General features: G+C 69.5%; 23 protein-coding genes. 11 read left to right on the forward strand and 12 right to left on the reverse strand.

Features of this window, described 5'->3' with window-relative positions; genetic code table 11:
• Nucleotides 1–39: 39 nt before the first annotated feature.
• The 3 genes from ROP_RS25060 to ROP_RS25070 form a co-directional block, all read right to left on the reverse strand.
• Nucleotides 40–1,164: a vWA domain-containing protein gene (locus tag ROP_RS25060; RefSeq protein ID WP_015888800.1), complete on the reverse strand. Its 1,125-nt coding sequence runs from the start codon at nucleotides 1,162–1,164 to the stop codon at nucleotides 40–42.
• Nucleotides 1,161–2,054, reverse strand: coding sequence for an AAA family ATPase (locus tag ROP_RS25065; protein WP_015888801.1), 894 nt, complete (start codon nucleotides 2,052–2,054; stop codon nucleotides 1,161–1,163). Before ROP_RS25065 ends, ROP_RS25060 begins: the two co-directional genes overlap by 4 nt.
• Before the next feature lie 61 nt (nucleotides 2,055–2,115).
• Nucleotides 2,116–2,955 (reverse strand): SDR family NAD(P)-dependent oxidoreductase, encoded by an 840-nt coding sequence (locus ROP_RS25070; RefSeq protein WP_015888802.1) that lies wholly within the window; start codon nucleotides 2,953–2,955, stop codon nucleotides 2,116–2,118.
• A gap of 70 nt (nucleotides 2,956–3,025) precedes the next feature.
• On the opposite strand from ROP_RS25070, the gene ROP_RS25075 reads away from it, so the two are divergent.
• The gene (locus ROP_RS25075; RefSeq protein WP_043825284.1) at nucleotides 3,026–3,832 is read left to right on the forward strand and encodes a TrmH family RNA methyltransferase; all 807 of its coding nucleotides are present in this window, start codon (nucleotides 3,026–3,028) and stop codon (nucleotides 3,830–3,832) included.
• Nucleotides 3,833–3,834: 2 nt separating this feature from the next.
• A complete protein-coding gene (locus ROP_RS25080) occupies nucleotides 3,835–4,128 on the forward strand; it encodes a DUF2537 domain-containing protein (RefSeq protein WP_043825286.1) in 294 nt (97 codons plus the stop codon).
• A 12-nt stretch (nucleotides 4,129–4,140) separates the two neighbouring features.
• On the opposite strand, the gene ROP_RS25085 is transcribed toward ROP_RS25080, so the two are convergent.
• Together ROP_RS25085 and sepH are read right to left on the reverse strand one after the other, a co-directional pair.
• On the reverse strand, nucleotides 4,141–4,932 hold the full coding sequence (locus tag ROP_RS25085) for a DUF6928 family protein (protein ID WP_015888805.1): 792 nt from the start codon (nucleotides 4,930–4,932) through the stop codon (nucleotides 4,141–4,143).
• A 72-nt stretch (nucleotides 4,933–5,004) separates the two neighbouring features.
• The gene (gene sepH, locus ROP_RS25090; RefSeq protein WP_015888806.1) at nucleotides 5,005–5,862 is read right to left on the reverse strand and encodes a septation protein SepH; all 858 of its coding nucleotides are present in this window, start codon (nucleotides 5,860–5,862) and stop codon (nucleotides 5,005–5,007) included.
• 237 nt (nucleotides 5,863–6,099) lie between these two features.
• Between sepH and ROP_RS25095 the strand changes: the two genes are divergently transcribed.
• Entirely contained in the window at nucleotides 6,100–6,585 is a 486-nt protein-coding gene (locus ROP_RS25095; RefSeq protein WP_015888807.1) for a nucleoside deaminase, read from the forward strand.
• A gap of 64 nt (nucleotides 6,586–6,649) precedes the next feature.
• On the opposite strand, the gene serC is transcribed toward ROP_RS25095, so the two are convergent.
• Together serC and ROP_RS25105 are read right to left on the reverse strand one after the other, a co-directional pair.
• Entirely contained in the window at nucleotides 6,650–7,771 is a 1,122-nt protein-coding gene (gene serC / locus ROP_RS25100) for a phosphoserine transaminase (RefSeq protein WP_005244098.1), read from the reverse strand.
• Between the two features lie 41 nt (nucleotides 7,772–7,812).
• Complete coding sequence (locus ROP_RS25105; RefSeq protein ID WP_015888808.1) at nucleotides 7,813–8,943, reverse strand: citrate synthase 2; 1,131 nt, start codon at nucleotides 8,941–8,943, stop codon at nucleotides 7,813–7,815.
• Between the two features lie 270 nt (nucleotides 8,944–9,213).
• On the opposite strand from ROP_RS25105, the gene pdxH reads away from it, so the two are divergent.
• The 5 genes from pdxH to ROP_RS25130 all read left to right on the forward strand — a co-directional run bounded on the left by pdxH (nucleotide 9,214) and on the right by ROP_RS25130 (nucleotide 14,363).
• Nucleotides 9,214–9,885, forward strand: coding sequence for a pyridoxamine 5'-phosphate oxidase (gene pdxH, locus ROP_RS25110; protein ID WP_080512520.1), 672 nt, complete (start codon nucleotides 9,214–9,216; stop codon nucleotides 9,883–9,885).
• 42 nt (nucleotides 9,886–9,927) lie between these two features.
• Entirely contained in the window at nucleotides 9,928–11,214 is a 1,287-nt protein-coding gene (locus tag ROP_RS25115; RefSeq protein WP_015888810.1) for an MFS transporter, read from the forward strand.
• A gap of 52 nt (nucleotides 11,215–11,266) precedes the next feature.
• Nucleotides 11,267–12,229, forward strand: a complete 963-nt coding sequence (locus tag ROP_RS25120) for an aldose 1-epimerase family protein (protein ID WP_015888811.1) — start codon at nucleotides 11,267–11,269, stop codon at nucleotides 12,227–12,229.
• A 428-nt stretch (nucleotides 12,230–12,657) separates the two neighbouring features.
• Nucleotides 12,658–13,953: a citrate synthase gene (locus tag ROP_RS25125; protein WP_015888812.1), complete on the forward strand. Its 1,296-nt coding sequence runs from the start codon at nucleotides 12,658–12,660 to the stop codon at nucleotides 13,951–13,953.
• A 47-nt stretch (nucleotides 13,954–14,000) separates the two neighbouring features.
• Nucleotides 14,001–14,363, forward strand: a complete 363-nt coding sequence (locus tag ROP_RS25130) for an FKBP-type peptidyl-prolyl cis-trans isomerase (RefSeq protein WP_015888813.1) — start codon at nucleotides 14,001–14,003, stop codon at nucleotides 14,361–14,363.
• Between the two features lie 29 nt (nucleotides 14,364–14,392).
• Here the strand turns inward: ROP_RS25130 and ROP_RS25135 are convergent, their stop codons facing one another.
• Nucleotides 14,393–15,733 (reverse strand): sensor histidine kinase, encoded by a 1,341-nt coding sequence (locus ROP_RS25135; RefSeq protein ID WP_015888814.1) that lies wholly within the window; start codon nucleotides 15,731–15,733, stop codon nucleotides 14,393–14,395.
• A complete protein-coding gene (locus ROP_RS25140) occupies nucleotides 15,730–16,446 on the reverse strand; it encodes a response regulator transcription factor (RefSeq protein WP_015888815.1) in 717 nt (238 codons plus the stop codon). Before ROP_RS25140 ends, ROP_RS25135 begins: the two co-directional genes overlap by 4 nt.
• A gap of 82 nt (nucleotides 16,447–16,528) precedes the next feature.
• On the opposite strand from ROP_RS25140, the gene ROP_RS25145 reads away from it, so the two are divergent.
• Complete coding sequence (locus ROP_RS25145; protein WP_043825291.1) at nucleotides 16,529–17,446, forward strand: mechanosensitive ion channel family protein; 918 nt, start codon at nucleotides 16,529–16,531, stop codon at nucleotides 17,444–17,446.
• A 29-nt stretch (nucleotides 17,447–17,475) separates the two neighbouring features.
• The gene (locus ROP_RS25150) at nucleotides 17,476–18,816 is read left to right on the forward strand and encodes a cryptochrome/photolyase family protein (protein WP_015888817.1); all 1,341 of its coding nucleotides are present in this window, start codon (nucleotides 17,476–17,478) and stop codon (nucleotides 18,814–18,816) included.
• Nucleotides 18,817–18,869: 53 nt separating this feature from the next.
• On the opposite strand, the gene ROP_RS25155 is transcribed toward ROP_RS25150, so the two are convergent.
• Nucleotides 18,870–20,078 carry an MFS transporter gene (locus ROP_RS25155; protein ID WP_015888818.1) on the reverse strand — a complete coding sequence of 403 codons (1,209 nt, stop codon included), beginning with the start codon at nucleotides 20,076–20,078 and terminating at the stop codon, nucleotides 18,870–18,872.
• 98 nt (nucleotides 20,079–20,176) lie between these two features.
• On the opposite strand from ROP_RS25155, the gene ROP_RS25160 reads away from it, so the two are divergent.
• The gene (locus ROP_RS25160; RefSeq protein ID WP_015888819.1) at nucleotides 20,177–20,743 is read left to right on the forward strand and encodes a TetR/AcrR family transcriptional regulator; all 567 of its coding nucleotides are present in this window, start codon (nucleotides 20,177–20,179) and stop codon (nucleotides 20,741–20,743) included.
• Nucleotides 20,744–20,747: 4 nt separating this feature from the next.
• Here the strand turns inward: ROP_RS25160 and ROP_RS25165 are convergent, their stop codons facing one another.
• Nucleotides 20,748–22,682 carry a propionyl-CoA synthetase gene (locus ROP_RS25165; RefSeq protein ID WP_015888820.1) on the reverse strand — a complete coding sequence of 645 codons (1,935 nt, stop codon included), beginning with the start codon at nucleotides 22,680–22,682 and terminating at the stop codon, nucleotides 20,748–20,750.
• 118 nt (nucleotides 22,683–22,800) lie between these two features.
• Nucleotides 22,801–23,865, reverse strand: coding sequence for an alpha/beta hydrolase (locus ROP_RS25170; protein WP_015888821.1), 1,065 nt, complete (start codon nucleotides 23,863–23,865; stop codon nucleotides 22,801–22,803).
• Nucleotides 23,866–23,910 lie beyond the last annotated feature (45 nt).

Here is a 23,910-nt window from a genome sequence, read left to right on the forward strand (position 1 = left end):
CGACAACACCCGGAATCGGGGAACCCGTGTCCGGATCGGTCACGTCCGGCGCGCCACCTCGAGCAGTTCCTGCAGCGTCGCGAGACTGTGGCCGGCGAGGAGCCGATCGACATAGGGCAGTGCGGCGACGATCCCGGACTGCACCGGTTCGTACCCGTCCGCGCCGGCGTGCGGATTCACCCACAGCACGGCGTGGGCGAGGCGGCGCAGCTGAGCCAACTGCTCCGCGAGCAGGGTGGGGTCACCGCGCTCCCAGCCGTCGGAGAAGATCACCACGACGGCGCCGCGGGCCACCCCGCGGCGCCCCCAGCGGTCCAGGAAGGCGCGCAGCGTCTCGCCGAGCCGGGTCCCACCCGCCCAGTCGGGCACGGCCCGGCTCGCGGCGGCCAACGCCACTTCCGGGTCGCGGACCCGCAACGCCCGGGACAGCCGGGTCATCCGGGTGCCCAGCGAGAACACCTCGGTGCCCGCCGGGTTGCTCCGCGCGACGACGTGACCGAACCGCAGGAGTGCGTCGGCGTAGGGGCTCATCGATCCGGACACGTCGATCAGCAGCACCATCCGGCGTGGCCGGGTGGCCTTGCGGTGGTGGCTCGGTCGCACCGGTTCGCCGCCCGCGGCGAGCATGCCCCGCACCGTGCGCCGCGGATCGACGGCGCCGCGGCGGGCGGGACGCATCCGGATCGCCGGGCGGGTCGGGGGCCGCGGGCGAAGGGTGGCGATCAACTCGGCGAGGTGCGCGCGCTCGGCCGCGGTGAGGCCGGCGATGTCCCGGTGGCGCAACACCTCGGTGTCGTCGGCCGCGACCCGCAGCCGCGGCGCGTCCCCACCGGTGTCGCCGCCGTCCGTCGTGGTCAGCGCGGCGGTCCGGGCCCGGCGCGGCTGCTCCCCGGACCGCGGCGTGCGCGCCGGGACGGTACCGCCGAACCAGCCCTCGAACGCGGAGTCGTACCGCGGGATGTCGTCGGGACCGCGGCACAGGGTCGCGCGACCCGCCCAGTACACCTGACACGGATCGCCCACCTCCACCTGGCGCAGGGCCCGGGTGAACGCGGCGACGGCATCCGACGCGACCGGCAGTCCCGCCGCCGCGAGGGCGTGCGCGAACCCGGCGAACCCCACCAGCGGGTCGCCGGCGTCCGGAGCCGCGGGCACGGTGCTCACCCCGCCAGGAGCCGGTCCAGTCCCGCCCGGGCCACGCGTTCGAGGTCCTCGCGGTACTTGAGGACGGCGCCGAGCGTCGCGGCTGCGGTCTCCGCGTCCAGCACGTCCCGGTCGAGTTCCTGCAGTGCGCGCGCCCAGTCCAGCGACTCGGCCACCCCCGGCGGCTTGAGCAGTTCCATCTCGCGCAGGGACTGGACGGCGTGGGCGACCTGGCGGGCGAGTTCGGCCCCGATGCCGGGGATGCGTCGGCGCAGGATCGCGACCTCACGCGCCAGGTCGGGGTGTTCGAGCCAGTGATACAGGCAGCGGCGCTTGAGGGCGTCGTGCACCTCGCGGGTGCGGTTGGACGTGAGCACCACCAGCGGTGGTGTTGCCGCCCGCACCTCGCCGAGTTCGGGGATCGTGACGGCGTTCTCGTCCAGGACCTGCAGCAGGAACGCCTCGAACTCGTCGTCGGCGCGGTCGATCTCGTCGACCAGCAGCACGCAGGGGGCGTCGGTGAGGGCCCGCAGCAGGGGACGCGCCAGCAGGAACCGCTCCGTGTACAGGGAGCGTTCGACGGTGTCGGCCTCGAGCGATCCGTCGCTCGCCGCCTCCAGCGTCCGCAGGTGCAGCAGCTGCCTGGGGAAGTCCCAGTCGTAGAGCGCCTGCGCGGCGTCGATGCCCTCGTGGCACTGCAACCGGATCAGCGGCAGACCGAACGCCTCCGACAACGCGGCCGCGAGCGACGTCTTGCCGGTGCCGGGTTCGCCCTCGCAGAACAGGGGCCGTCCCATACGTATGGCGAGGAACGCGGCCATCGCGACGCCGTCGTCGGCGAGATAGCCGGTGGCGTCCAGCGCCCGCGCCAGGTCCGCAGGCGAACCGACCGTCGGCGTGGAATCACTCACGTCCGCGAGCCTAGATCAGCGCCCGCGCCCCGGTACCCGACTCGGGCAACGGTGCGCGCCGTCAACCATCCGGCTCCACCCGGCCGCGATCCTCGCTCAACCGCCGGAACATCGCGGTGGCGCCGAACCTCGCGGCCACCCGCTCGGCGAGTCCCGGCGCGATCTGGGCCAGGGCGAGCAGGGGGCGGATCGGTGCGCCGCTCTCGACGACCTCCGGCAGGTCCCGTCGAATCGCGCGGATCACGGTGGCGGCGACCTTGTCGGTGCTGGTCTCGCCCGCCAACCGGCCGGCTCGAATTCCGCGTTCGGTCATCCGCTGGTACATGCCGTCGCCCGCGATGAAGCCGGGGCACACGACGGAGAAGCCGACCGGTGCGCCCGCGTACTCCGCGCGCAGCGACTGGGTGAGACCGATCAGGCCGGCCTTCGTCGCGGCGTACGGCGCGCAGTACGCCGGACCGATCTTCGCGGCCAGCGAGGACACGAACACCACATGCCCCCGACCGCGGTCGAGCATCCCGGGCAGCGCCCGGCGGGTGAGAAGCAGTGGTGCGGTGAGATTTACGTCAACCATGGCGGTGAGCTCGGCGGGGTCGAGCCGGGTGAAGGCCGAGACGTTCTCCACGCCGGCGTTGTTCACCAGAAGGTCGAGGGGGCCGACCGCCGCCTCGGCGCGCTCGATCAGCGTATCGAGCAGGTCCAGTCGATTCAGGTCGCCGGGCACGGCCTCGGCGTGAACACCGAGCGCCCGCAGTTCCACCACGAGTTCCGCAAGCAGGTCCTCACGCCGGCCGGACAGCGCGACGGCGACCCCCTCGCGCGCGAGGGCCCGGGCGACGACGCGGCCGAGACCGCCGGAGGCGCCGGTCACCAGAGCCGTGCGCCCGTGCAGGTGCTTCATTCCTTCGAGCTTTCGCGCCCCGCGGAGGGGAGTCAACGCTGTGACGCCGCGCATACGGCACGATGGACCGGTGGTTCACGTCATCGACATAACGGATCCGGCCGACACCAGGCTGGACGACTTCCGCGATCTCAACTCCTCGGACCGGCGTCCCGACCTCCCCGAGGGCAAGGGCCTGGTGATCGCGGAGGGTGTGCTGGTGGCGCAGCGACTGCTGGCGTCCCGGTTCGACCCGATCGCGCTGCTCGGCGTCGATCGGCGGCTCGAGGAACTGGCCGGCGACCTCGACGGCGTGGACGTGCCGTACTACCGGACGACGGCGGACGTCATGGCCGAGGTCGTCGGGTTCCACCTCAACCGGGGAGTGCTCGCGGCGGCGCGTCGCCCCGCGCCCCTCGAACTGCCGGACGTGCTCGAGCACTCCCGCACGGTCGCGGTGCTCGAGGGCGTCAACGATCACGAGAACCTGGGCTCGATGTTCCGCAACGCCGCCGGGCTCGGCGTCGACGCCGTCGTGTTCGGCAAGGGATGCGCCGACCCGCTGTACCGCCGGGCGGTCCGGGTGTCGATGGGGCACGTCCTGCGGGTGCCGTTCGCGCACGTGACGAAGTGGCCGCACGATCTGGACGCGTTGCGGGAGCGGGGGTTCCAGCTCATCTCGCTCACCCCGAATCCCGGGGCGGTGACACTGGCCGAGGCGATGACGGGGGAGAAGGTGGCGTTGCTGCTCGGCGCGGAAGGGCCCGGACTCACCGAACACGCCATGCGGGCCACCGACATTCGTGCCCGCATCCCGATGGCGCCCGGAACGGATTCGCTCAACGTCGCGACGGCGGCGGCGATGGCGTTCTACGAGCGCGTCCGAACCGGCCGGTGACAATGCTGCCCCCTCATTCCCCGTACCCGCGACCGCCGACGGAAACACCGTGGTTCACCGGACTTCTCGTGGCGGCATTCGCCGCGGCGGTGGTGGCCGTCGCGATCATCGCGTTCGGCTCGCAACTCGCCCGGATCAACCCGGCGCTGGCGGTGTTCCTCGAACTCGTCGTGGTCGCCGGGGTCGCGCCGTCGGTGTGGCGGCTACGCCGGACACCGGTGTGGCGGTGGCTGGTGTACGGCGCCGCGGTCGGAGTCCTCGCCGGCTGGTGTGCTCTGCTCGTCGGCGCCGCCTGACTCCGGCAAGCGTCAGAAGCCGAAGTAGCGGCGGAGCAGTCCGCCCTTGCGCGCGGGCGGGGGCGGAGCGGGCGTGTGCGCGGGAACCGGCTCGGGGGCGGGTCGTTCCACCTCGGCGGGTTGTTCTGCCTCGGCCGGAGATTCGACCGCCGGACCCTCGCCCGGCGGGTGGACGGCGAACCCCAGCACGACGAGCGTCTTCGGGTCGATCTCGGTGCCCTCCGGGGCGCCCGTGTACCGGAAGCCCAGCCATTCCCGGTTGGCGCCCTCGGCGAACTGCTGCGGGTGGAACGGCAGCGACTGCGGGTCGGGCAGCACGCCCGCGGGGTGTTTCAGCGGGAAGTCGCCCGCCCAGAACGGCCGCTCCCACACCAGGGGGATGCCGAGGTCCTCGTGGATGTGGACCGGTGTCGCGCTGAACGCGCGGGTCAGGTGCCCGTCCTCCCACATCGCGAACGAGCCCCACGCGATGTCGGGCTTGGACGCCATGTAATACGTCTTCGCCGACTCGGTGGGCCGGATGCGTGTTCCGGGCAGGGTCGACGGCCGGGGAACGGCCAGATCGGGCCCGCACACGACGGTGATGCCGGGGTAGGAACCGATGTGGACGGTCCCGGTGGTGTCGAGTCGCGCGGCCTCGGCCAGCGGAACCGGGCCGGTGGGGGTGGCCGCCAGATCGGGATAGAGGCGGGCGGCGAGCTGCTGCGCCGCGTCGAGGTCCGGCTTCGGGTGGCCACGGAGAACAGCCGCAGGGTCGGGGACGTCGACGTACCAGATCGTTGATACCTTGGCCCCCACGGTCATCCCCCTCTTCCGGCGTCTTCCTGAAAGAGTACGACCCCGGCCGTGTTCCCCGCCTGCTTACCGCGCCGACGGTCAGCGACCGCTGCTGCGGACACCGAGCAGGACGTCGTCCCAGGAGGGGAGGGCGGGTTTGCCGCGCTTGTCCTTGTTGTTCGTCTGGTGCGGAGCGATCTTGGGGGAGGACGGCTCCTCGGACGGGGCGGGCTCGTCCTCGGGCTCCTCGGTGACGTCGGCCTCGATGATCTCCTCGGGCTCGATCGTCGGCACCTCCACCTCGGTGGGGAACTCGGCGAGTTCGAGCTGTTCCGGCTCCTCGGACGCCACCGGCGCCAATCCGCGGAGCGGACGGCCGAAGTCGGGGTCGATCAGGTCGAACGCGGTGTCGTCGAGGGCGACGATGGTGCCGCCGTGCGCGTCCGGCTGGTACCGCCAGTGCGCCGCGTTGGTGGTACGCCCGGCCTGCCACTGCAGCTGGGCGACCCAGTGATTGTCCTCGTCGCGCCACGCGTCCCACGTGGCGTCGTCGATGTTGTGTCCCCGCGCGCGGAACGCCTGCGTGACGATCTCGGCGAGCGTGGGAACGGCGGGGCCGTTGTCGCGCACCGGGTGTCCGCCCTGCGCCATCTCGGCGGCACGGGAACGTTCGAGCAGAACCGGATATGCGAAACGCTCGACCTTCGCCAGGGGGATGCCGGCCTCGTCGGCAACCTGTTCGACGGAGGCGCCGGCACGGATGCGGGCCTGGATTTCGCGGGGCCTGAGCTGACTGTCCATTTCGATCTCAATCTGGCCGAGTCGAGCGATGTCCCCGCGGGATGCGGCGCGGAGTTTGTCATCGGCGGGAAGCCGGAATTTTTCGCCGGTACTGGCATCTGCGCACACGACGTGCGATCCATCGGGCTCGAGACCGATCACTCGAAGCTCTCGCACGTTGACCTCCTTATCGCGCCGGCTCGCGACTCTGCACCCGGGCAACTGTAATTCATTCGTGACAGCCCGTGCGGCAGGACACGCGCGGGCAAATCCCGTCCCGGCGTTACGCCCGCGCTACGCTTCGTCGTTTCCCGAATGGTCCGCCGGGATCGGCCTCCAGGACCTCGCCGTGGCGCGCATACTGATCGACACAGCCCGGGAACGGGGCGTCGGAACAGAAGTGGATCTGAGTCGATGAGCCAGAGCGATGTCGACGACGTGGACCTTGCGCACCTGCGGCGGGCCATCGAACTCGCCGACGAGACGGGGGACGCGGGCAACAGGCCGTTCGGTGCGGTCGCGGTCGGCGCCGACGGTCACGTGATCAGTGAGGGCGCCAACTCCGTGGCGACGTCCGCGGACGTCACCGAGCACGCGGAACTCGACGCGATCACCACCGCCTGCGGTGAAGGCCGGACGGGCGACCTGGTCGGCGCCACCATGTACGCGAGCGGCGAGCCGTGCCCGATGTGCAGTGCGGCGATGGTGTGGGCCGGGATCACGCGGGTGGTCTACGCGGCCTCGTCCGCCGACTTCTCCCGGATCCTCCCCGACGGGCCACGGTTCACGCTCGGCTGCGCCGACGTGCTCGATGCGGCGAGCGTCGAGATCCAGGTGAGCGGGCCGCATCTCGGCGACGAGGCGCTCGCGCCGTTCCACCGCTTCCTCGACACGGACTGACCCGGAAAGGCCGTCAGCCCCCGGCACTTCTGTGCCGGGGGCTGACGGGTGTCGGTGCCGGGACTCAGCCGAGCTGCGAGACGACCCAGTCGATGCTCTTCGTGAGCTGCGAGACGTCCTCGGGGTCGATGGCCGGGAACATGCCGACGCGCAGCTGGTTGCGGCCCAGCTTGCGGTACGGCTCCGTGTCGACGACGCCGTTGGCCCGCAGGATCTTCGCCACCTGGGCGGCGTCGATCTTGTCGTCGAAGTCGATGGTGCCGACGACCTGCGAGCGGTGCGCGGGATCGGTGACGAACGGCGTGGCGTACTCGCTGGCCTCGGCCCACTGGTACAGGCGCGAGGACGAATCGGCGGTACGCGACGTGGCCCAGTCCAGTCCGCCCTTGCCGTTCAGCCAGTCGATCTGGTTGGCGAGCAGCAGCAGCGTCGCGACCGCGGGCGTGTTGTACGTCTGGTCCTTGGAGCTGTTGTCCACCGCGATGGGCAGCGACAGGAAGTCGGGGGTCCAGCGACCCGAATCCTTGATCTCCGCGACCCGCTCGAGCGCCTTCGGGCTCATCAGCGCGATCCACAGGCCACCATCGGCGGCGAAGCACTTCTGCGGCGCGAAGTAGTACACGTCGGCGTCGGCGACGTTCACCGGCAGGCCGCCGGCGCCGGAGGTGGCGTCGATGGCGATGAGCGCGTTCTCCGAGCCCGCGGGACGCGAGACGGGGATCGCGACACCGGTGGACGTCTCGTTGTGCGCCCAGCCGATGAGGTCGACGGACGGATCGGAGACGGGCTCGGGAGCGCTGCCCGGGTCGGCGGAGACGACGATCGGGTCGCCGATGAACGGGTTGTTCTTCGCGACCGACGCGAACTTGGAGCTGAACTCGCCGTTCGTCAGGTGCAGCGACTTCTCCCGGATCAGGCCGAATGCGGCCGCATCCCAGAACGCGGTGGTGCCACCGTTGCCGAGCACCACCTCGTACCCTTCGGGCAGGGAGAACAGATCGGCGAGGCCGGACCGCACGCTGGCGACGACGTCCTTGACGGGTTTCTGGCGGTGGCTGGTGCCGAACACCGAGGAGCCCACCTCGACCAGCGACTGCAGCTGTTCGGGGCGAACCTTGGAGGGTCCGCAGCCGAACCGTCCGTCGGCGGGCAGGAGGTCTGCGGGGATGATCGGTGTGGAGGTCATCGCTACTTTCTGTTCCTTACTGATTCAGGCGGGGGAGACGGTCAGCTGGTGTGGGCGATCTGGTCCCAGCCCTCGACGGACTCGGGGGTGCGGGGTGCGGGTCCGGTGTAGATGGCGGCGGGGCGGACGAGTTTGCCGAGGCGTTTCTGCTCGAGGATGTGGGCGCACCAGCCGGCGGTGCGGCCGCAGGTGAACATGGCGGGCATCATGTGCGCGGGGACCTCGGCGAAGTCGAGGATGACGGCGGCCCAGAATTCGACGTTCGTTTCGATGGCCCGGTCGGGGCGGCGTTCGCGCAGTTCGGCGAGGGCGGCCTGTTCGAGGGCGGCGGCCGCCTCGAAGCGGGGGGCGTTCAGGCGTTTGGCGGTGGCGCGGAGCACCCGGGCGCGGGGGTCTTCGGCGCGGTAGACGCGGTGCCCGAAGCCCATCAGCTTGTCCTTGCGGTCGAGGATGCCCTTGACCAGGGCGCGGGCGTCGCCGGACTTCTCGGTGTCCTCGATCATCGGCAGCACGCGGGCGGGGGCGCCGCCGTGCAGGGGGCCGGACATGGCGCCGATGGCGCCGGAGAGGGAGGCGGCGACGTCGGCGCCGGTGGAGGCGATGACACGGGCGGTGAAGGTGGAGGCGTTCATGCCGTGTTCGGCGGCGGAGACCCAGTAGGCGTCGATGGCTTCGACGTGGGCGGGGTCGGGGTCGCCTTTCCAGCGGACCATGAACCGTTCGGTGACGGTCTTGGCTTCGTCGATCCGTTTCTGGGGGACGGCGGGCTGGTAGATGCCGCGGGCGGACTGGGCGACGTAGGACAGGGCCATGACGGAGGCGCGGGCGAGTTGTTCGCGGGCGGTGTCGTCGTCGATGTCGAGGAGGGGCTGGTATCCCCAGATGGGGGCGAGCATGGCGAGGCCGGCCTGGACGTCGACGCGGACGTCGCCGGTGTGCACGGGGAGGGGGAACGGTTCGGCCGGGGGCAGTCCGGGGCCGAAGCGGCCGTCGACGAGCAGGGCCCACACGTTGCCGAACGTGACGTGCTTGGAGACGAGTTCCTCGATGTCGACGCCGCGGTAGCGCAGGGCGCCGCCGTCCTTGTCGGGCTCGGCGATGTCGCTGGTGAACGCGACGACGCCTTCCAGTCCGCTGACGAAATCGTCCGGTATTGCCGCGCTAGCTGACATAGCTCGTGGACTCTCCTCGTTCGAGTGCCCCCGGTCAGAGCGGCACTGTCTCGGCGTTCGACAATTGCGCTGGGCGTGCATGCGGGATGGGCAGGCACCCTTGTCCGCGCAATCGACTTCCCGTCTCCGGGCATCGCACGAACGCTGCTGCAATCCGAGGGGACGGGCTCGGTCTCCAAAACTTTAGCCGGTGTCACCGGAGAGTTGATCAGTGCATACCCGGGAGTAGCGTTCTCGGCTGTGTCTCCAGATGCAGAACAGCCGAAACCGGTGAACAAGGACCTCGCGGCGATGCGCGTCGGCTACGCACATCAGGGCCCCGACGGACGGTACAACGACTCCGATCTGGACGCCGACCAGCTGAGCGACGGCTGGCTTCCCCTGATGCGCCGGTGGCTCGAGGACGCCGTGGAGTCGGGGGTTCCCGAGCCCAACGCGATGACGCTCGGGACCGTCGACGAGCACGGTCACCCGTGCACCCGCACCGTCCTCTGCAAGGGACTGAGTGCCGACGGCGTGCTGTTCTTCACCAACTACGAATCGGACAAGGGCCGCCAGCTGGACGCCGTGCCCTACGCGTCGGTGACGTTCACATGGGTGCCCGTCGCCCGGCAGATCACCGTGCGCGGCCCCGTCGAGCGGGTGAGTGCCGAGGTCACGGACGAGTACTGGCACAGCAGGCCGCGTGGATCCCGGCTGGGCGCGTGGGCGTCCGAACAGTCGCGGCCGATCGCGTCGCGGGCCGAACTGGACGCGGCGCTGCTGCACGCGGGCGAGCGTTTCCCCGTCGACGTCGACATCCCGGTGCGGCCGGACTGGGGCGGAATCCTGATCCGGCCCGCGGTGGTGGAGTTCTGGCAGGGCCGCGCCAATCGGATGCACAACCGCATCCGGACGTCGCTGGCCGACGGCGCGTGGACGGTGGAGCGGCTGCAGCCGTGACCGCCCGGGAATAGTGAGCATGGGAAACGAGCTAAGGGAAGAATGACCGACACCGTCACCGAGAAGAGGACGCGGCGGCTGCTCGCCGACACGGCGCCGCTGCAGAACCGGGACTACCGGCGCCTGTGGGCGGCCGGGATCGTGACGGTGATCGGCGGGCAGCTCAGCGTCGTCGCCGTGCCGCAGCAGGTGTACGAGATCACCCGCAGCTCGGCGTACGTGGGTCTGACCGGTGTCTTCGCGCTGGTACCGCTGATCGTGTTCGGTCTGTGGGGCGGCGCGCTCGCCGACGTCATGGACCGGCGGAAGCTGCTGACCATCACCACCGTCGGACTCGGTGTCACGGCGGTGCTGTTCTGGGCGCAGGCGGCGCTCGGCCTGAACAACGTGTGGCTGGTCCTCGTGCTGCTGGGCCTGCAGCAGGCGTTCTTCGCCGTCAACCAGCCGACCCGCAGCGCGATCATTCCGCGGCTCATCCCGGCGGAACAGCTGCCCGCAGCCAATTCGCTCAACATGACGGTCATGCAGTTCGGCGCCATCGCCGGACCGCTGCTCGCCGGGGTCATGATCCCGGTGGTCGGGCTGTCCACGCTGTATCTCGTCGATTCGATCGCCCTCCTCGCCACCCTGTGGGCGGTGCTCCGGCTGCCCGCCATCCCGCCGACCGGGGAATCCCGGCGCGCCGGGCTGCGCGAGGTGTTCGACGGGTTCGCCTACCTCGCCACCCAGAAGGTGCTGCTCGCGTCGTTCGTCGTCGACATCATCGCGATGGTGTTCGGCATGCCGCGGGCATTGTTCCCTCAGATCGCGCACGACACGTTCGGCGACCCAGCCTCCGGCGGTGTGGCGCTCGGCCTGCTGTTCGCGGCGATGTCCGTCGGCGCGGTGGCCGGCGGGGTGTTCTCCGGCTGGCTGCCGAGGGTCCGGCGTCAGGGCCGCGCCGTGATCGTGTGCATCGCCCTGTGGGGTCTGGCGATGGTGGGCTTCGGCGTCGTCGTGGGGCTCGCCTCGCCCGGCGACAGTCCCGCCCTGTTGTGGATCGCCCTGGCATTCCTCGCGTTCGGCGGCGCCGTCGACATGGTCTCCGCCGCGTTCCGCAGCACCATGCTCCAGCAGGTCGCCACGGACGAGATGCGCGGACGACTCCAGGGCGTCTTCATCGTCGTCGTTGCCGGGGGCCCGCGGATCGGCGACGTCCTGCACGGCGCAGCGGCCGCGGCAGTCGGAACGAGCGTCGCCGCGGCGGGTGGCGGCGTCCTCGTCGTCGTCGGTGTGGTGATCGCCGCGCTCGCGTTCCCGGCGCTGATGCGATACAAGGTCACGCGCTAGGTTCCTGTGCGCCATCACGAATCTCGCGCAGATCTCGTGCACACTGAAATGCATGGGTGAAGCGCAGTCGTCGAAGACGGACAGGCCTGCCACGGCTGGATTCGAGATCCGGGGCGGCGGCTACCGGGCCGGTATCGCGGCCACGGGCGCCGGACTCCGGCTACTCGAACGGGACGGCCGGGACGGGCCGACGGCGCTCACCGAGACGTGGGATCTCGGCACCCGGCCACCGCTGTCCGCCGGGTTGATCCTCGCGCCGTGGCCCAACCGGATCCGCGACGGCCGGTTCGTCTTCGACGGCATCGACCACCAGCTCGAGATCACCGAGCCGGGATTCGCCAACGCGAGCCACGGATTCGTCCGTCGCCGGGACTGGCGTGTCGTGAATCACACCGATGACCGCATCGAGCTGTCGATCGACGTCGGCCTCCACAAGGGGTGGCCGTACCCGCTGCGGCTCACCGTCGACTACGCCCTGAGCGACGACGGCCTCACCGTGACGCACACCGCCACCAACACGGGAGCCATCCCGGCGCCGTTCGGGATGGGTTTCCATTCCTACGTCCGCGCCGGCGACGTTCCCCTCGACGAGTGCACGCTGCGCCTGTCCGCCGGCACCCGGCTGCCGCTCGACGAGCGCATGCTGCCCAGCGGGGGTTCGCAGGCCGTCGCGGGCACAGAATACGACTTCACCAGCCCCCGCACGTTGGCTGGTGTGGCGCTCGACACCCCGTTCAGCGCGCTCGACGTCGACGTGGACGGCAGGTCGCGGCACGAATTACGCGCGCCGGACGGCACGGGAACGGTCCTGTGGGCGGCCCGGGAATTCGGCTGGCTGCAGGCGTTCGTCGCGGATCCCGACGCGGGCAAGTCGTACCCGGGCCGCGGCCGGGCGCTGGCCCTCGAACCGATGACGTGCCCGCCGGATGCGTTCAACTCCGGAATCGATCAGTTGGTGCTCGCTCCGGGACAGCAGTGGACCGGTGTGTGGGGCATGTCGGCGCTGGGGTCGTAGCGGTTCGATTTTCGACCGCCGGGTGCCCACTTGGTGAGACGGTGTAACACCGGTCGCGGTCCGGTCGATACGTCCGGCGGGGGTTCTTCCGTCGCGGCCGACAGCCTTTGTGTCAGCCTCTGTACTTCCCTCACCGCATCGGGCAACTCGGCGTGCGTTCTCCGCCGTCTCCGGCATCGGTGCAGGTGACGCGGCCAGTCCAGTCCCGGGCAACTGGCCCTCACCGATTCGGCTCCCGCGCCGTGCGGGCAAATCGGACACTCGCCCAACACGTTCGACGACCCTTCCCCGAGGTCGCCGCACATCCCGCGCGAAAGCCGCATCACGGGCTCTGAGCGGACCCGCCTTCGGCACGCAGGCCAGAGTGGGACTAGTTTCTACCTGAATGAAGTTGTTACTCATTGGTTTGAGCTTGAGAGGGATGCTTCGTGCCTGACAATGACACAAAGCCCACGCTTACCTACCCTGGTGGTGAGCACACGATGTCCATTGCCAGGGCAACCGAGGGCAATGACGGTATCGAACTGGGCAAGCTGCTCGCCAGCACCGGGTACACCACCCTGGACCCGGGTTTCGTCAATACCGCCTCCACCAGCTCCGCGATCACCTATATCGACGGTGAGAAGGGGATTCTCCGCTACCGCGGATACCCGATCGAGCAGCTGGCCGAGCAGTCGACCTTCATCGAGGTCAGCTACCTGCTGATCTACGGTGAGCTGCCGACCGCGGCGCAGTTGGAGTCGTTCACCGACCGGATCCGGCGCCACACCCTGCTGCACGAAGACCTCAAGAGGTTCTTCGACGGGTTCCCCCGGAACGCACACCCGATGCCGGTCCTGTCCAGCGCCGTCAACGCACTGTCCGCGTACTACCAGGACTCCCTGGACCCGGCAGACCCGGAACAGGTCGAACTGTCGACGATCCGCCTTCTCGCGAAGCTGCCGACCATCGCGGCCTACGCGTACAAGAAGTCCGTCGGACAGCCGTTCCTGTACCCGGACAACTCCCTGAACCTCGTCGAGAACTTCCTCCGGATGACGTTCGGCTTCCCCGCGGAGCCCTACGAGATCGATCCCGAGATCGCCAAGGCACTCGACATGCTGCTGATCCTGCACGCCGACCACGAGCAGAACTGCTCGACGTCGACGGTCCGCCTGGTCGGCTCCTCCGACGCCAACCTGTTCACCTCGATTTCCGGTGGCATCAACGCACTCTGGGGTCCGCTGCACGGCGGCGCCAACCAGGCGGTGCTGGAGATGCTCGACGAGATCAAGGCCAGCGGCAGCAACGCAGGCGATTTCGTCCGCAAGGTCAAGAACAAGGAAGACGGCGTGAAGCTCATGGGCTTCGGGCACCGCGTCTACCGCAACTACGACCCGCGCGCGGCGATCGTCAAGCAGACGGCGCACACCATCCTCGACAAGCTCGGCGGCGACGACGAACTGCTCGACATCGCGATGGCCCTCGAAGAGGCGGCGCTGACCGACGACTACTTCGTCGAGCGCAAGCTGTACCCGAACGTCGACTTCTACACGGGTCTGATCTACCGCGCGATGGGCTTCCCCACACGCATGTTCACCGTTCTGTTCGCCATGGGCCGGCTGCCCGGGTGGATTGCACACTGGCGCGAGATGCACGAAGATCCCGCTACGAAGATCGGCCGTCCGCGCCAGATCTACACCGGCTACACCGAGCGTGACTACAAGGACGTCACGGGTCGCTGATCGCGAATACCCGTGCCGAACCATAGAGCCCTCATCGAGGAGGACACATGACCAAGCCCGAGATCGAGTTCCAAGAGGGCCCCGCCCCGACCGACCTGGTCGTCAAGGACGTGGTGGTCGGCGACGGCGCCGAGGCCGTCCCCGGTGGCACCGTCGAGGTGCACTACGTCGGCGTCGAGTTCGAGTCCGGCGAGGAGTTCGACTCCTCCTGGAGCCGCGGCGAGTCCATCCAGTTCCCGCTGCGCGGCCTCATCAAGGGCTGGCAGGACGGCATCCCCGGCATGAAGGTGGGCGGGCGTCGTCAGCTCACCATCCCGCCGGAGCTCGCCTACGGTCCGGCCGGCGCCGGGCACCAGCTGTCCGGCAAGACGCTGGTGTTCATGATCGACCTGCTGGACGTGAAGGAATAGTCTCCACGGTCCGAAGGCCCCGCATCACCTCAGGGTGAGGCGGGGCTTTCCGCTTTCCGGGTCGTGTCGGTGTGCAGCTCGACGACGAGGCGTGCGCCGCCGAGCGGGCTGACCTCGAATCGCGCGCTGCCGTTGTGCAGGGCGGCCTGCTGGGCGACGAGCGCCAGGCCCAGGCCCGACCCGCTCTTCGTCGCGTTGGACCCGCGGTGGAACCGTTCGAACACCACGGACCGCTCGGCCTCGGGCACCCCGGAACCGTTGTCGTCGACGACGACGGTCGTGATGCCGTCGGCCGCTCTCAGCGTGATCGTCACGGCGGTGGCGCCGCCGTGCCGGACCGCGTTCTTGATGGCGTTGTCCAGCGTGAGACGCAGCCCGCCGGGCATGCCGCGGACCGTCACCGGGGCCGCGTCGACGGTCACCTGCAGGCCGGGATTGTGACGCATCGCCTCCTCCGCGGCGAGGTCGCTGATGTCGACGAGGTCGCAGTCGACGAAGTCCTTGTCGGTCGACAGTTCACCGCGGGCGAGGCGCTCGAGGTCGGACAGCGTCGATTCCACCCGGTCCTGTGAGCGGGCGAGGTCGCGGAAGATCTCATGCTGCTGTTCCGGCGTCAGGTCGAGAGTGGCGAGGACCTCGAGGTCGGTGCGCATCGCGGTGAGGGGCGTGCGAAGTTCGTGCGCGGAGACGGCGGCGAAGTCGCGTGCGGTGGCGAGCGCGGCCGTGGTCGCGTCCTGCGCCTCCGCGACGTCGCGCAGCATCGACTCCGCGGCGGAGGCCAGTTCATCGGCCTCCCGCACACCGGAGGTCGTGGGCGTCAGCTTCGGTTCGCGGCGCACGATGCGGCCGGTCAGGTCGACCAGGGGGCGCACCGCACGACCACCGAACAGCCACCCGAGGCCGCTGGCGGCGGCCACCGCGAGAACACCGACGAGGGCCACCTGCCGTTGCTGCTCCGACGTCACGTCCTGAGCTTCGGCGTACGGCACGGCCAGGGAGATCCGGGTGCCGAGGAGCGGAACGGTCGCGGTGTACGCCCGATACCGCGTGTCCCCGACCTCGACGGTCTGGGTGCCCGGGTCCAGTTCGGGCAGTTGGGTGGGCGTGCTGACGAGGACCGTGTCGCCGTCAGCGGACCGGATGGTGATGGCGAACGCGCCCTTGTCGCCGAGTGCGCCGAGGAACAGCCCGGCGGTGGCCGCGTTGGGAACGAGGACGTCGGACGCCGTCTCCAGCCGCCGGTCGAGTTGCGACAGGTTGTTGCGGTTGATCGCCAGCGACACCAGGATGCCGAGCGCGACGACGATGATCGTCGCACCCAGTGCCGTCGCCGCCGCCACACGCGTCCGGAGGGAGAACGACCGTTTCACGACGGTTCCCGCAGTACGAACCCCACTCCGCGGACCGTGTGCAGGATACGCGGCTGACCACCGACCTCGAACTTGCGCCGCAGGTAGCCGACGAAGACGTCGACCACGTTGGTGTCGGCGACGAAGTCGTACCCCCACACCAGTTCGAGGAGCCGCTCACGGCTCAGCACGATGCCGACGTTGCGGGCGAGGACCTCGAGCAGTTCGAATTCCCGTTTGGTCAGCGTGACCTCCTCGCCCGCCATGAAGACCCGGCGTGCGGACGTCCGGATCTCGAGCGCACCGACGCGGATCGGCGGGGTGGCTTGTGAGTCGGCGGGCGCGGCGGTGGTCGTTCCGTGCCGCCGCAGCATCGCCCGGATCCGGGCGATGAGTTCGGCGAGGACGAACGGCTTGACCAGGTAGTCGTCGGCGCCCGATTCCAGGCCCGAGATGCGGTCGTCGACGGTGTCGCGGGCGCTGAGCACACAGATCGGGATGTCGTTGCTCATGGCGCGAAGCGCCGTCACCACGCCGGTGCCGTCGATGACCGGCATGTTCATGTCGAGCACCATCGCGTCCGGGCGTTGCTCGCTGACCACCCGGAGTGCGTCGGCGCCGTCGACGGCGGTGAGGACGGTGAATCCGGACAGGCGCAGGCCGCGTTCGAGGGACGTCCGCACGTCCTCGTCGTCGTCGACCACGAGGACACTGGCTGAGTCTGTGACGGTCACCCCTGCATTGTGCCGTGGGAGCGACCGCCGGACGTGCGGATGGCAGTTGTCGGAGCGTGTCTCGTCCGTACACTCGGGGTCGATGTTTTCTTCACTGCAGGCATTCGAACTGACCGAAACCAACCGTGACTGGCTGATTCACCGGCCGGCCGAGATCGCGACCTACGTCGTTCTGGCGCTCGTGCTGCGTTTCGCGTTGCACCGGATGATCGACCGGATGACGCGGCCCCGGGAGCCTTCGGACAAACCGGCCATGCTCCGCCCCCTGCGGGAACGCGCCCCGCGCGGCGTCAAGGAGGCGATGGTCAACGAGCGTCGCGCGCAACGCGCCCGGACGATCGGGTCGGTGCTCAAGTCGACGGTGTCGATCGTGGTGCTCATCTGGGTGGTGCTGCAGGTCCTCGCGGTTCTCGGCGTCAACGTCGCGCCGTTCATCGCGTCCGCCGGTGTGATCGGTGTCGCGCTCGGTTTCGGCGCCCAGAATCTCGTCCGGGACTTCCTGTCGGGCATCTTCATGCTGCTCGAGGACCAGTACGGGGTCGGCGACGTCGTGGACCTCGGCGAGGCCGTGGGAACGGTCGAGACGGTGGGTCTGCGGGTCACGACGATCCGCGACGTCAACGGCACTCTCTGGTACTGCCGCAACGGCGAGATCGTGCGGGTCGGCAACATGAGCCAGGGGTACGCGGTCGCGGTGGTCGATCTGCCGATCGCGCACGCCGCCAACGTGCAACGGGCGTGCGAGGTGGCGCTGGAGGCCGTCACCGAGGCGGCCAAGGGCGACGCGATCGCGGCGGACGTGCTCGAACCCCCGGAACTGCTGGGTGTGAACTCCGTGACCGCGGAATCGGTCACGCTGCGGATCACCGCGCGGACCAAGCCCGGCAGGCAATGGGCGGTGCAGCGCACGTTCGCCCGTGCGGCGCTGTCCGCGTTCGAGCACTACGACATCGACGCCCCGTACCTGTCGGTGCTGTCGTCTGCTCGCTCCAGTAACTGATCGGCCCGCGCTTCGATACCGTGGCAGGCATGGACACCGCACTCGTCTGGTTCCGCCGCGACCTCCGGCTCGGTGATCTGCCGACGCTTCACACGGTCGCCGAGTCGGGGGCACGCGCGCTCGGCCTGTTCGTCCTCGACGACCGGTTGCTGAAGACGTCGGGGGGTGCCCGCCGGGACTTCCTGTTCCGCAGCCTCGCCGCACTGGACGACAGTCTCGACGGCCGGTTGCTGGTGGTGAAGGGCGATCCCGTCGACGTGGTTCCGCGGGTGGCGAAGAAGGTCTCGGCCGAAGAGGTGCACGTCAGCGCCGACTACGGACCCTACGGTCGCGAGCGGGACGCCGCCGTCGCCGAGCACGTCGACCTGGTGGCCACCGGTTCGCCGTACGCCGTGGCGCCCGGCCGGGTGACCAAGACGGACGGGGAGCCGTACCGCGTGTTCACCCCGTACTTCCGGCAGTGGCTCGAGCACGGGTGGCGTGCGCCGATCGACACCGGGCCCGACACGGTGGAGTGGATGGACCCGGACGACGTGAAGACGCGGCGGGTGACGATCCCGGAACCCGAATCCGACGGGTACGCCGCGGGTGAGGCGGCGGCGCTGGAGCGGTGGGCGGAGTTCTGCGAGGACGACCTGGCCGGGTACGAGGACGCGCGGGATCGTCCCGGGCTCGACGCGACCAGCCGGATGTCGGTGTACCTGAAATACGGCAACATTCATCCGCGGACGATGCTCCGCGATCTCGCCCGCCGCCGCAGCAAGAGTGCCGAGCAGTACCGGCGGCAGCTGGCGTGGCGGGACTTCTACGCCGACATCCTCTTCCAGCGTCCCGACAGTGCACGCGGCAATTACGACCGCCGCTTCGACCACATCCGCTACGACAGCGGGCCCGACGCCGAGGACGCGTACACGGCGTGGTGCGAGGGCCGGACGGGGTTCCCGATCGTCGACGCCGGGATGCGGCAGCTGAAAGCCGAGAACTGGATGCACAACCGGGTGCGGATGATCGTCGCGTCGTTCTTCGTCAAGGATCTGCACCTGCCGTGGTGGCGGGGCGCCCGCTACTTCATGAACCAGCTCGTCGACGGCGATCTGGCGAACAACCAGCACGGGTGGCAGTGGACCGCGGGATCGGGAACGGACGCGTCGCCGTACTTCCGGGTGTTCAACCCCACGACGCAGGGCGAGAAGTTCGACCCCGACGGCGAGTACGTGCGCCGGTGGGTGCCCGAATTGCGCGGGATCTCCGGGAAGGCCGTCCATGCTCTGAAAGACGGCCGCCCCGAAGACTATCCGCCGCCGATCGTCGACCACGCCCACGAACGGCAGGAGGCCCTGGCCCGGTACGGTGAGATCAAGGCCCCGTGAGTACTTGTGAGTGGCCCGGCAGCCCGGATTGCGGGCGACTTAACCGCGGGCGGTTAACAAGTACTCACGGGGGCACGGCGCACGAGGGCCGCCGCGGCGAGGACGATGACGAGTCCGCCGTAGATGCGGGTGGTGTCGACGAGCCCGACCTGCCCGACGAGGTATCCGGCGACCAGCGCGGGAATGCTGTTGGCGAGGTAGGCGATCACGTAGATGCTCGACAGCAGTCCCGCGCGCTCGTGTGGTTCGGCGAGCGGCATGACGGTGCGGATGGTGCCCTGGAAGCCGGCGCCGAACCCGATGCCCGCCACCGCGGTTCCCGCGAGAATCCACGGCGCCGAGGATGTTTCGGCGCCGAGCAGGGTGACGGCGACGCCGGCTACGAGGGCCGACGCTCCGACGACCAGGATCCGACGTGCCGCGAGGTTGCGCAGCAGGAACACCGCGAGTGCACCGGTCCCGGTGAGCGTCGCGACCATGATGGCGCCGATCAGCGACGTGTGCACGTCGAGGGCGTTGCGGGCGAGTGACGGTCCGAGCGACAGGTAGAAGCCGCCCAGCGCCCACACGGCGATCAGGCACGGGCCCGTGACCACGAGCATTCTCCTGGCGGTGGACGGGACCGTGAGCGCAGGCCGCATCGACGCCAGCGCGCCCTTCTGCCGGACCGCCGTCTCGGGTGCGGTCCAGATGCCGAGGATCTCGACGACGAACAGCGCGAGGAGCACCAGGAACACGGTGCTGGTGGGCCGGGGAAGGTGTTCGCTGATCAGGCTCGATCCGATGGCGCCCAGTGCGAGTCCGGCGGTGGGCGCGATGCTGTTGACGGTGGCGCCGCGTCCCGGTGTGCGTTCGAGGTCGAGGAGGGTGGAACCGAGGGCGCTGATCGCGGCGCCGGTCGCGAAACCCTGCACCACCCTGGCGAGCAGCAGGAGTCCGATGCCTTCGGCGGTCGCGAACAGGATCATCGAGACCGCCTCGAACACGAGCGCGGTGATCAGCACGGGGCGTCGGCCGACGTAGTCGGACAGCGACCCCACGGTGAGCAGCGCCAGCAGCAGGCTCACGGCGTAGATGCCGAAGATCAGCGTCGATTGCAGCGAAGAGAAACCCCAGTTCGACTGGTACACCTCGTACAGGGGTGTAGGGGCGGCGGACGCGCCGAGCAGGGTGGCGATCACGACCGCGACGAGCGTGAAGGCGGCTCCGCGGCGCAGTGCAGGTCGAGGCGTCGGTGGTGCTTCGGGTGCAAGGATCGGCATGGGCGTACTCCCGGAGAACGTTAAAGCAAAAGGTTTGCGTTAATGGACGGTACGCCGCCACCATTCTTAATGCAATGTCTTTGCGTTAGCATGGAGGCATGAGTCCGGCTCCAGGCCCACGCCCCGGTGGTCGCAGCGCCCGCATCCAGCAGGCGGTGCACGCGTCCACGCGCAAACTTCTCGACGAGCGCGACCGAGCGGACATCACCGTCCCGATGATCGCCGCCGACGCCGGGGTCACCCCGTCGACCATCTACCGGCGCTGGGGCGATATCACCGAGGTGTTCGCGGACGTCGCGATCGAGCGACTGCGTCCCGACGCGCCCCCGCGCGAAACCGGCAGTGTGCGAGGCGACCTCGTCACCTGGGCGCAGGAGTACCTCGAGGAGATGTCCTCGCCCGTGGGGCGGGCGGCACTGCGCGACGTCGTGATGAGCGGCGACACCAATCCGCTCAAGTGCGCGACGTTCTGCCGCACCCAGATCGAGACGATTCTCGGACGCGGCGAACCGGTCGGCTCGGGTGTTCAGTGCGCGATCGAGCACGTGATCGACCACGTGGTGGCGCCGATCGTCTACCGCATCCTGTTCGACCTCGATCCACTCGAACCGGACCGCGTCGAGGTGCTGGTGGATCAGGCGCTCGACGCGGCCGTCCGGGTCTGAGCGGTCAGCCGCCCAACTGTTTCTTCAGCGCGTCGAGGACGGCGACGTCCTCGATGGTGGAGGGCACCGTGTACTCCTCGTGGTCGGCGATCTGCCGCATCGTCTTGCGCAGGATCTTGCCGGAGCGGGTCTTGGGCAGCGCCTGCACGACCGTCACGTCGCGGAACGTGGCGACGGCGCCGATCTGATCACGCACCATCGCGACGAGTTCGGTGCGGAGCGTCTCGGGGTCGATGTCGACGCCGGCCTTGAGTACCACGTAGCCGCTGGGCCGCTGGCCCTTGAGTTCGTCCTTGATCCCGACCACCGCGCACTCGGCCACCGCGGGGTGCCCCGCGACCACGGCCTCCATGCTGCCGGTCGAAAGCCGGTGTCCGGCAACGTTGATGACGTCGTCGCTGCGCCCGAGGACGAACACGTACCCGTCCTCGTCGATGTACCCGGAGTCGCCGGTGAGGTAGTAGCCCTCGAACGTGGCGAGGTAGGACTTCACGTAGCGCTCCGGGTCGCGCCACAACCCGGCCAGGGTCCCCGGAGGCAGGGGCAGGCCGATCACGATGTTGCCCTCGGCCCCTGCGGGAACCGCGTTTCCCTCGCCGTCGACGACCTGCACCCGGTACCCGGGGACGGGGACGGTGGGGGAGCCGGCCTTCAGTGGCATGGGTTCGAGACCGCGCAGGTTGGCGCAGATCGCCCAGCCGGTCTCGGTCTGCCACCAGTGGTCGACGACGGGACGGCCCAGGACCCGGGTCGCCCACGCGTACGTGTCGGGGTCGAGGCGCTCGCCCGCGGCGAACAGCGTCTGCAGGGAGGAGATGTCGTACTTTTCGATCTCCTTCGCGTCGGGATCGGCCTTGCGCACGGCGCGGATCGCGGTCGGTGCGGTGAACAGGGCCGACACCCCGTGATCGGAGATCACCCGCCAGAACGCCCCCGCATCCGGGGTGCCGACCGGTTTGCCCTCGTAGAGCACCGACGTGGCACCGGCGAAAAGCGGTCCGTAGACGATGTAGGAGTGGCCGACCACCCAGCCGACGTCGGACGCGGTCCACCACACGTCGCCCGGCCCGATGTCGTAGATGTTGCGCATCGACCACGTGAGCGCGACGGCGTGTCCGCCGTTGTCGCGGATCACGCCTTTCGGCTTCCCTGTGGTGCCGGACGTGTACAGGATGTACAGCGGGTCCGTCGCGGCCACCGGAACCGGCTCCGCGGGTACGGCATCCGCCACCAGCGCGTCCCAGTCGAACCACGCAGCCTCGCCGCCCTGGTAGTCGGCCGCCGAACCGGCGACCTGCTCCCGGTCCTTGACGATCACCGTGTGCGGAGGGGTGGCGGACAATTCGAGGGCCTTTGCCACCATCGGGAGGTATTCGACGGCGCGCCCCGGTTCGAGGCCGCCCGACGCCGTCACCAGCACCACCGGTCCGGCATCGTCGATGCGCGTCGCGAGTTCCTTCGCGGCGAAGCCCCCGAACACCACGGAGTGCACGGCACCGATGCGGGCGCAGGCCAGCATCGCGATCGCCGCTTCGGGGATCATCGGCATGTAGACGATCACCCGGTCCCCGGCCACCACGCCCTGGTCCTTCAGGACGCCGGCGAACCGGGACACCTCGTCGAGAAGTTCTGCGTAGGTGTAGGTGCGGGACGCGTCGGGGACCATCGCGGAGTCGTAGATCAGCGCCGCCCGGTCTCCGTTGCCGTCGCGCACGTGCCGGTCCAGGGCGTTGAAGCAGGTGTTCAGCGACGCGTCCGGAAACCACCGGTACATCGGGGCGGCGGAGTCGTCGAGCGCCCGCGTCGGTGGCGTCTCCCATTCGACGGCGCCGGCGGCGGCGAGCCAGAACTCCTCGGGACTGTCGGAGCTCCGGCGGTAGACCTCGGCGTAGCTCTGGCCATGGTTGTCGCTCGAAGGCGCGGTTCCCGGGGAACTCATCGATGCACGTCCTCTCGTCGTCCTCTGATCCGAGACACCTTATGCGACGTCAGGTGTCCGGGACACCGTCCGGACGGCCGGGTCTCTCGTCGCCCGGCGGAGTCGTGCGGTGTGCCGGTCAGAGACCCAGGGAACCGGCGATCATCGGCCACGAGTTGTGCAGGTCGTCCTGCCAATAGCCCCACGAGTGAGTGCCGGTGGGCCGGAAGTCGTACGTCGCGGGGATTCCCAGGGCATTGAGCCTGTCGGCCAGCGCATGGGTGCACTGATTGGTTCCGGCCTCGATGATGCCGCCGATGATCACCTGGTTGGCCAGGGTCCCCACATCCCCGTTGATATCCGGGCCGTTGAGGTTCTCGTGGACGCCGGGCAGTCCGGTGGCATTGCTGATGTACAGGTCGATGCCGCGCAGCTTCTCGGCGTTGACGACGGGGTCGTTGGCCACCCAGGCGGGGTCGTCGGGCGGTCCCCACATGTTCTCGACGTCCCCGCCGCGGAAGCTGACGACGAACGTGACGTAGTCGCGGCCCGGCTGGGTGCTCGTCTGGGCGCACCCGCTGAACGCGCCGACCGCCCGATACAGCGAGGGCGCCGCCTCGGCCAGGCTCAGGACGGACGTGCCCGACATCGACAGTCCCGCGATGGCGTTCGCGCCGTTCGTTCCGAGTGTGGCGTCGACGATCGGGGGAAGTTCCTCGGTGAGGAACGTGGTCCACTTGTTCACGCCGAGGACGGGATCGGGCTTCTGCCAGTCGGTGTAGTAGCTGTATGCGCCGCCGACGGGGGTGACGACGTTGACGTTCTTGTCGGCGAAGAAGGGGACCACGTCCGTCCGCGCCTGCCACGTCGCCGAATCCTCGCCGCCACCGGCACCGTTGAGCAGGTACAAGGTCGGCCGGGGGACGCTCGTATCGGCGGGACGGATCACCTCGAGAAGGATCACCTTCTCCATCGCCGCCGAGTAGACGAACATGTTCAGTTGACGGTCGTTGATCTCCTCGACGTGGTCGAGGACTGATCCGTCTGCCGAGGCCGGCTTGTCGGCGGGAAGGGCCCGCCACTCGTCCGCCGACGCCGTCGCCACCTGACCGAACATGGCCGACGACGCAACGACGGCGACCGCCAGGAGTGCCCGACAGAATCCGGTTGTCGGGTGCCCCCGACGGCGTCCGATCGCGCTCATAGCCGCTCCTCGTGCTTGACTGCGGTGCCCGACAACCGTCCGGTG

It is taken from the genome of Rhodococcus opacus B4, from assembly GCF_000010805.1.
Lineage (GTDB): Bacteria > Actinomycetota > Actinomycetes > Mycobacteriales > Mycobacteriaceae > Rhodococcus_F > Rhodococcus_F opacus_C.

Bases quoted from the DNA above. Each gene is read 5' to 3' on its own strand.
- ROP_RS25150 (WP_015888817.1), top strand. From the start codon at position 17,476: ATGGACACCGCACTCGTCTGGTTCCGCCGCGACCTCCGGCTCGGTGAT.
- ROP_RS25115 (WP_015888810.1), top strand. From the start codon at position 9,928: ATGACCGACACCGTCACCGAGAAGAGGACGCGGCGGCTGCTCGCCGAC.
- serC (WP_005244098.1), bottom strand. From the start codon at position 7,771: ATGACCTCCACACCGATCATCCCCGCAGACCTCCTGCCCGCCGACGGA.
- ROP_RS25145 (WP_043825291.1), top strand. From the start codon at position 16,529: ATGTTTTCTTCACTGCAGGCATTCGAACTGACCGAAACCAACCGTGAC.
- ROP_RS25170 (WP_015888821.1), bottom strand. From the start codon at position 23,865: ATGAGCGCGATCGGACGCCGTCGGGGGCACCCGACAACCGGATTCTGT.
- ROP_RS25130 (WP_015888813.1), top strand. From the start codon at position 14,001: ATGACCAAGCCCGAGATCGAGTTCCAAGAGGGCCCCGCCCCGACCGAC.
- ROP_RS25155 (WP_015888818.1), bottom strand. From the start codon at position 20,078: ATGCCGATCCTTGCACCCGAAGCACCACCGACGCCTCGACCTGCACTG.
- ROP_RS25160 (WP_015888819.1), top strand. From the start codon at position 20,177: ATGAGTCCGGCTCCAGGCCCACGCCCCGGTGGTCGCAGCGCCCGCATC.
- ROP_RS25120 (WP_015888811.1), top strand. From the start codon at position 11,267: ATGGGTGAAGCGCAGTCGTCGAAGACGGACAGGCCTGCCACGGCTGGA.
- ROP_RS25085 (WP_015888805.1), bottom strand. From the start codon at position 4,932: ATGACCGTGGGGGCCAAGGTATCAACGATCTGGTACGTCGACGTCCCC.
- ROP_RS25070 (WP_015888802.1), bottom strand. From the start codon at position 2,955: ATGAAGCACCTGCACGGGCGCACGGCTCTGGTGACCGGCGCCTCCGGC.
- ROP_RS25080 (WP_043825286.1), top strand. From the start codon at position 3,835: ATGCTGCCCCCTCATTCCCCGTACCCGCGACCGCCGACGGAAACACCG.
- ROP_RS25165 (WP_015888820.1), bottom strand. From the start codon at position 22,682: ATGAGTTCCCCGGGAACCGCGCCTTCGAGCGACAACCATGGCCAGAGC.
- ROP_RS25105 (WP_015888808.1), bottom strand. From the start codon at position 8,943: ATGTCAGCTAGCGCGGCAATACCGGACGATTTCGTCAGCGGACTGGAA.
- ROP_RS25095 (WP_015888807.1), top strand. From the start codon at position 6,100: ATGAGCCAGAGCGATGTCGACGACGTGGACCTTGCGCACCTGCGGCGG.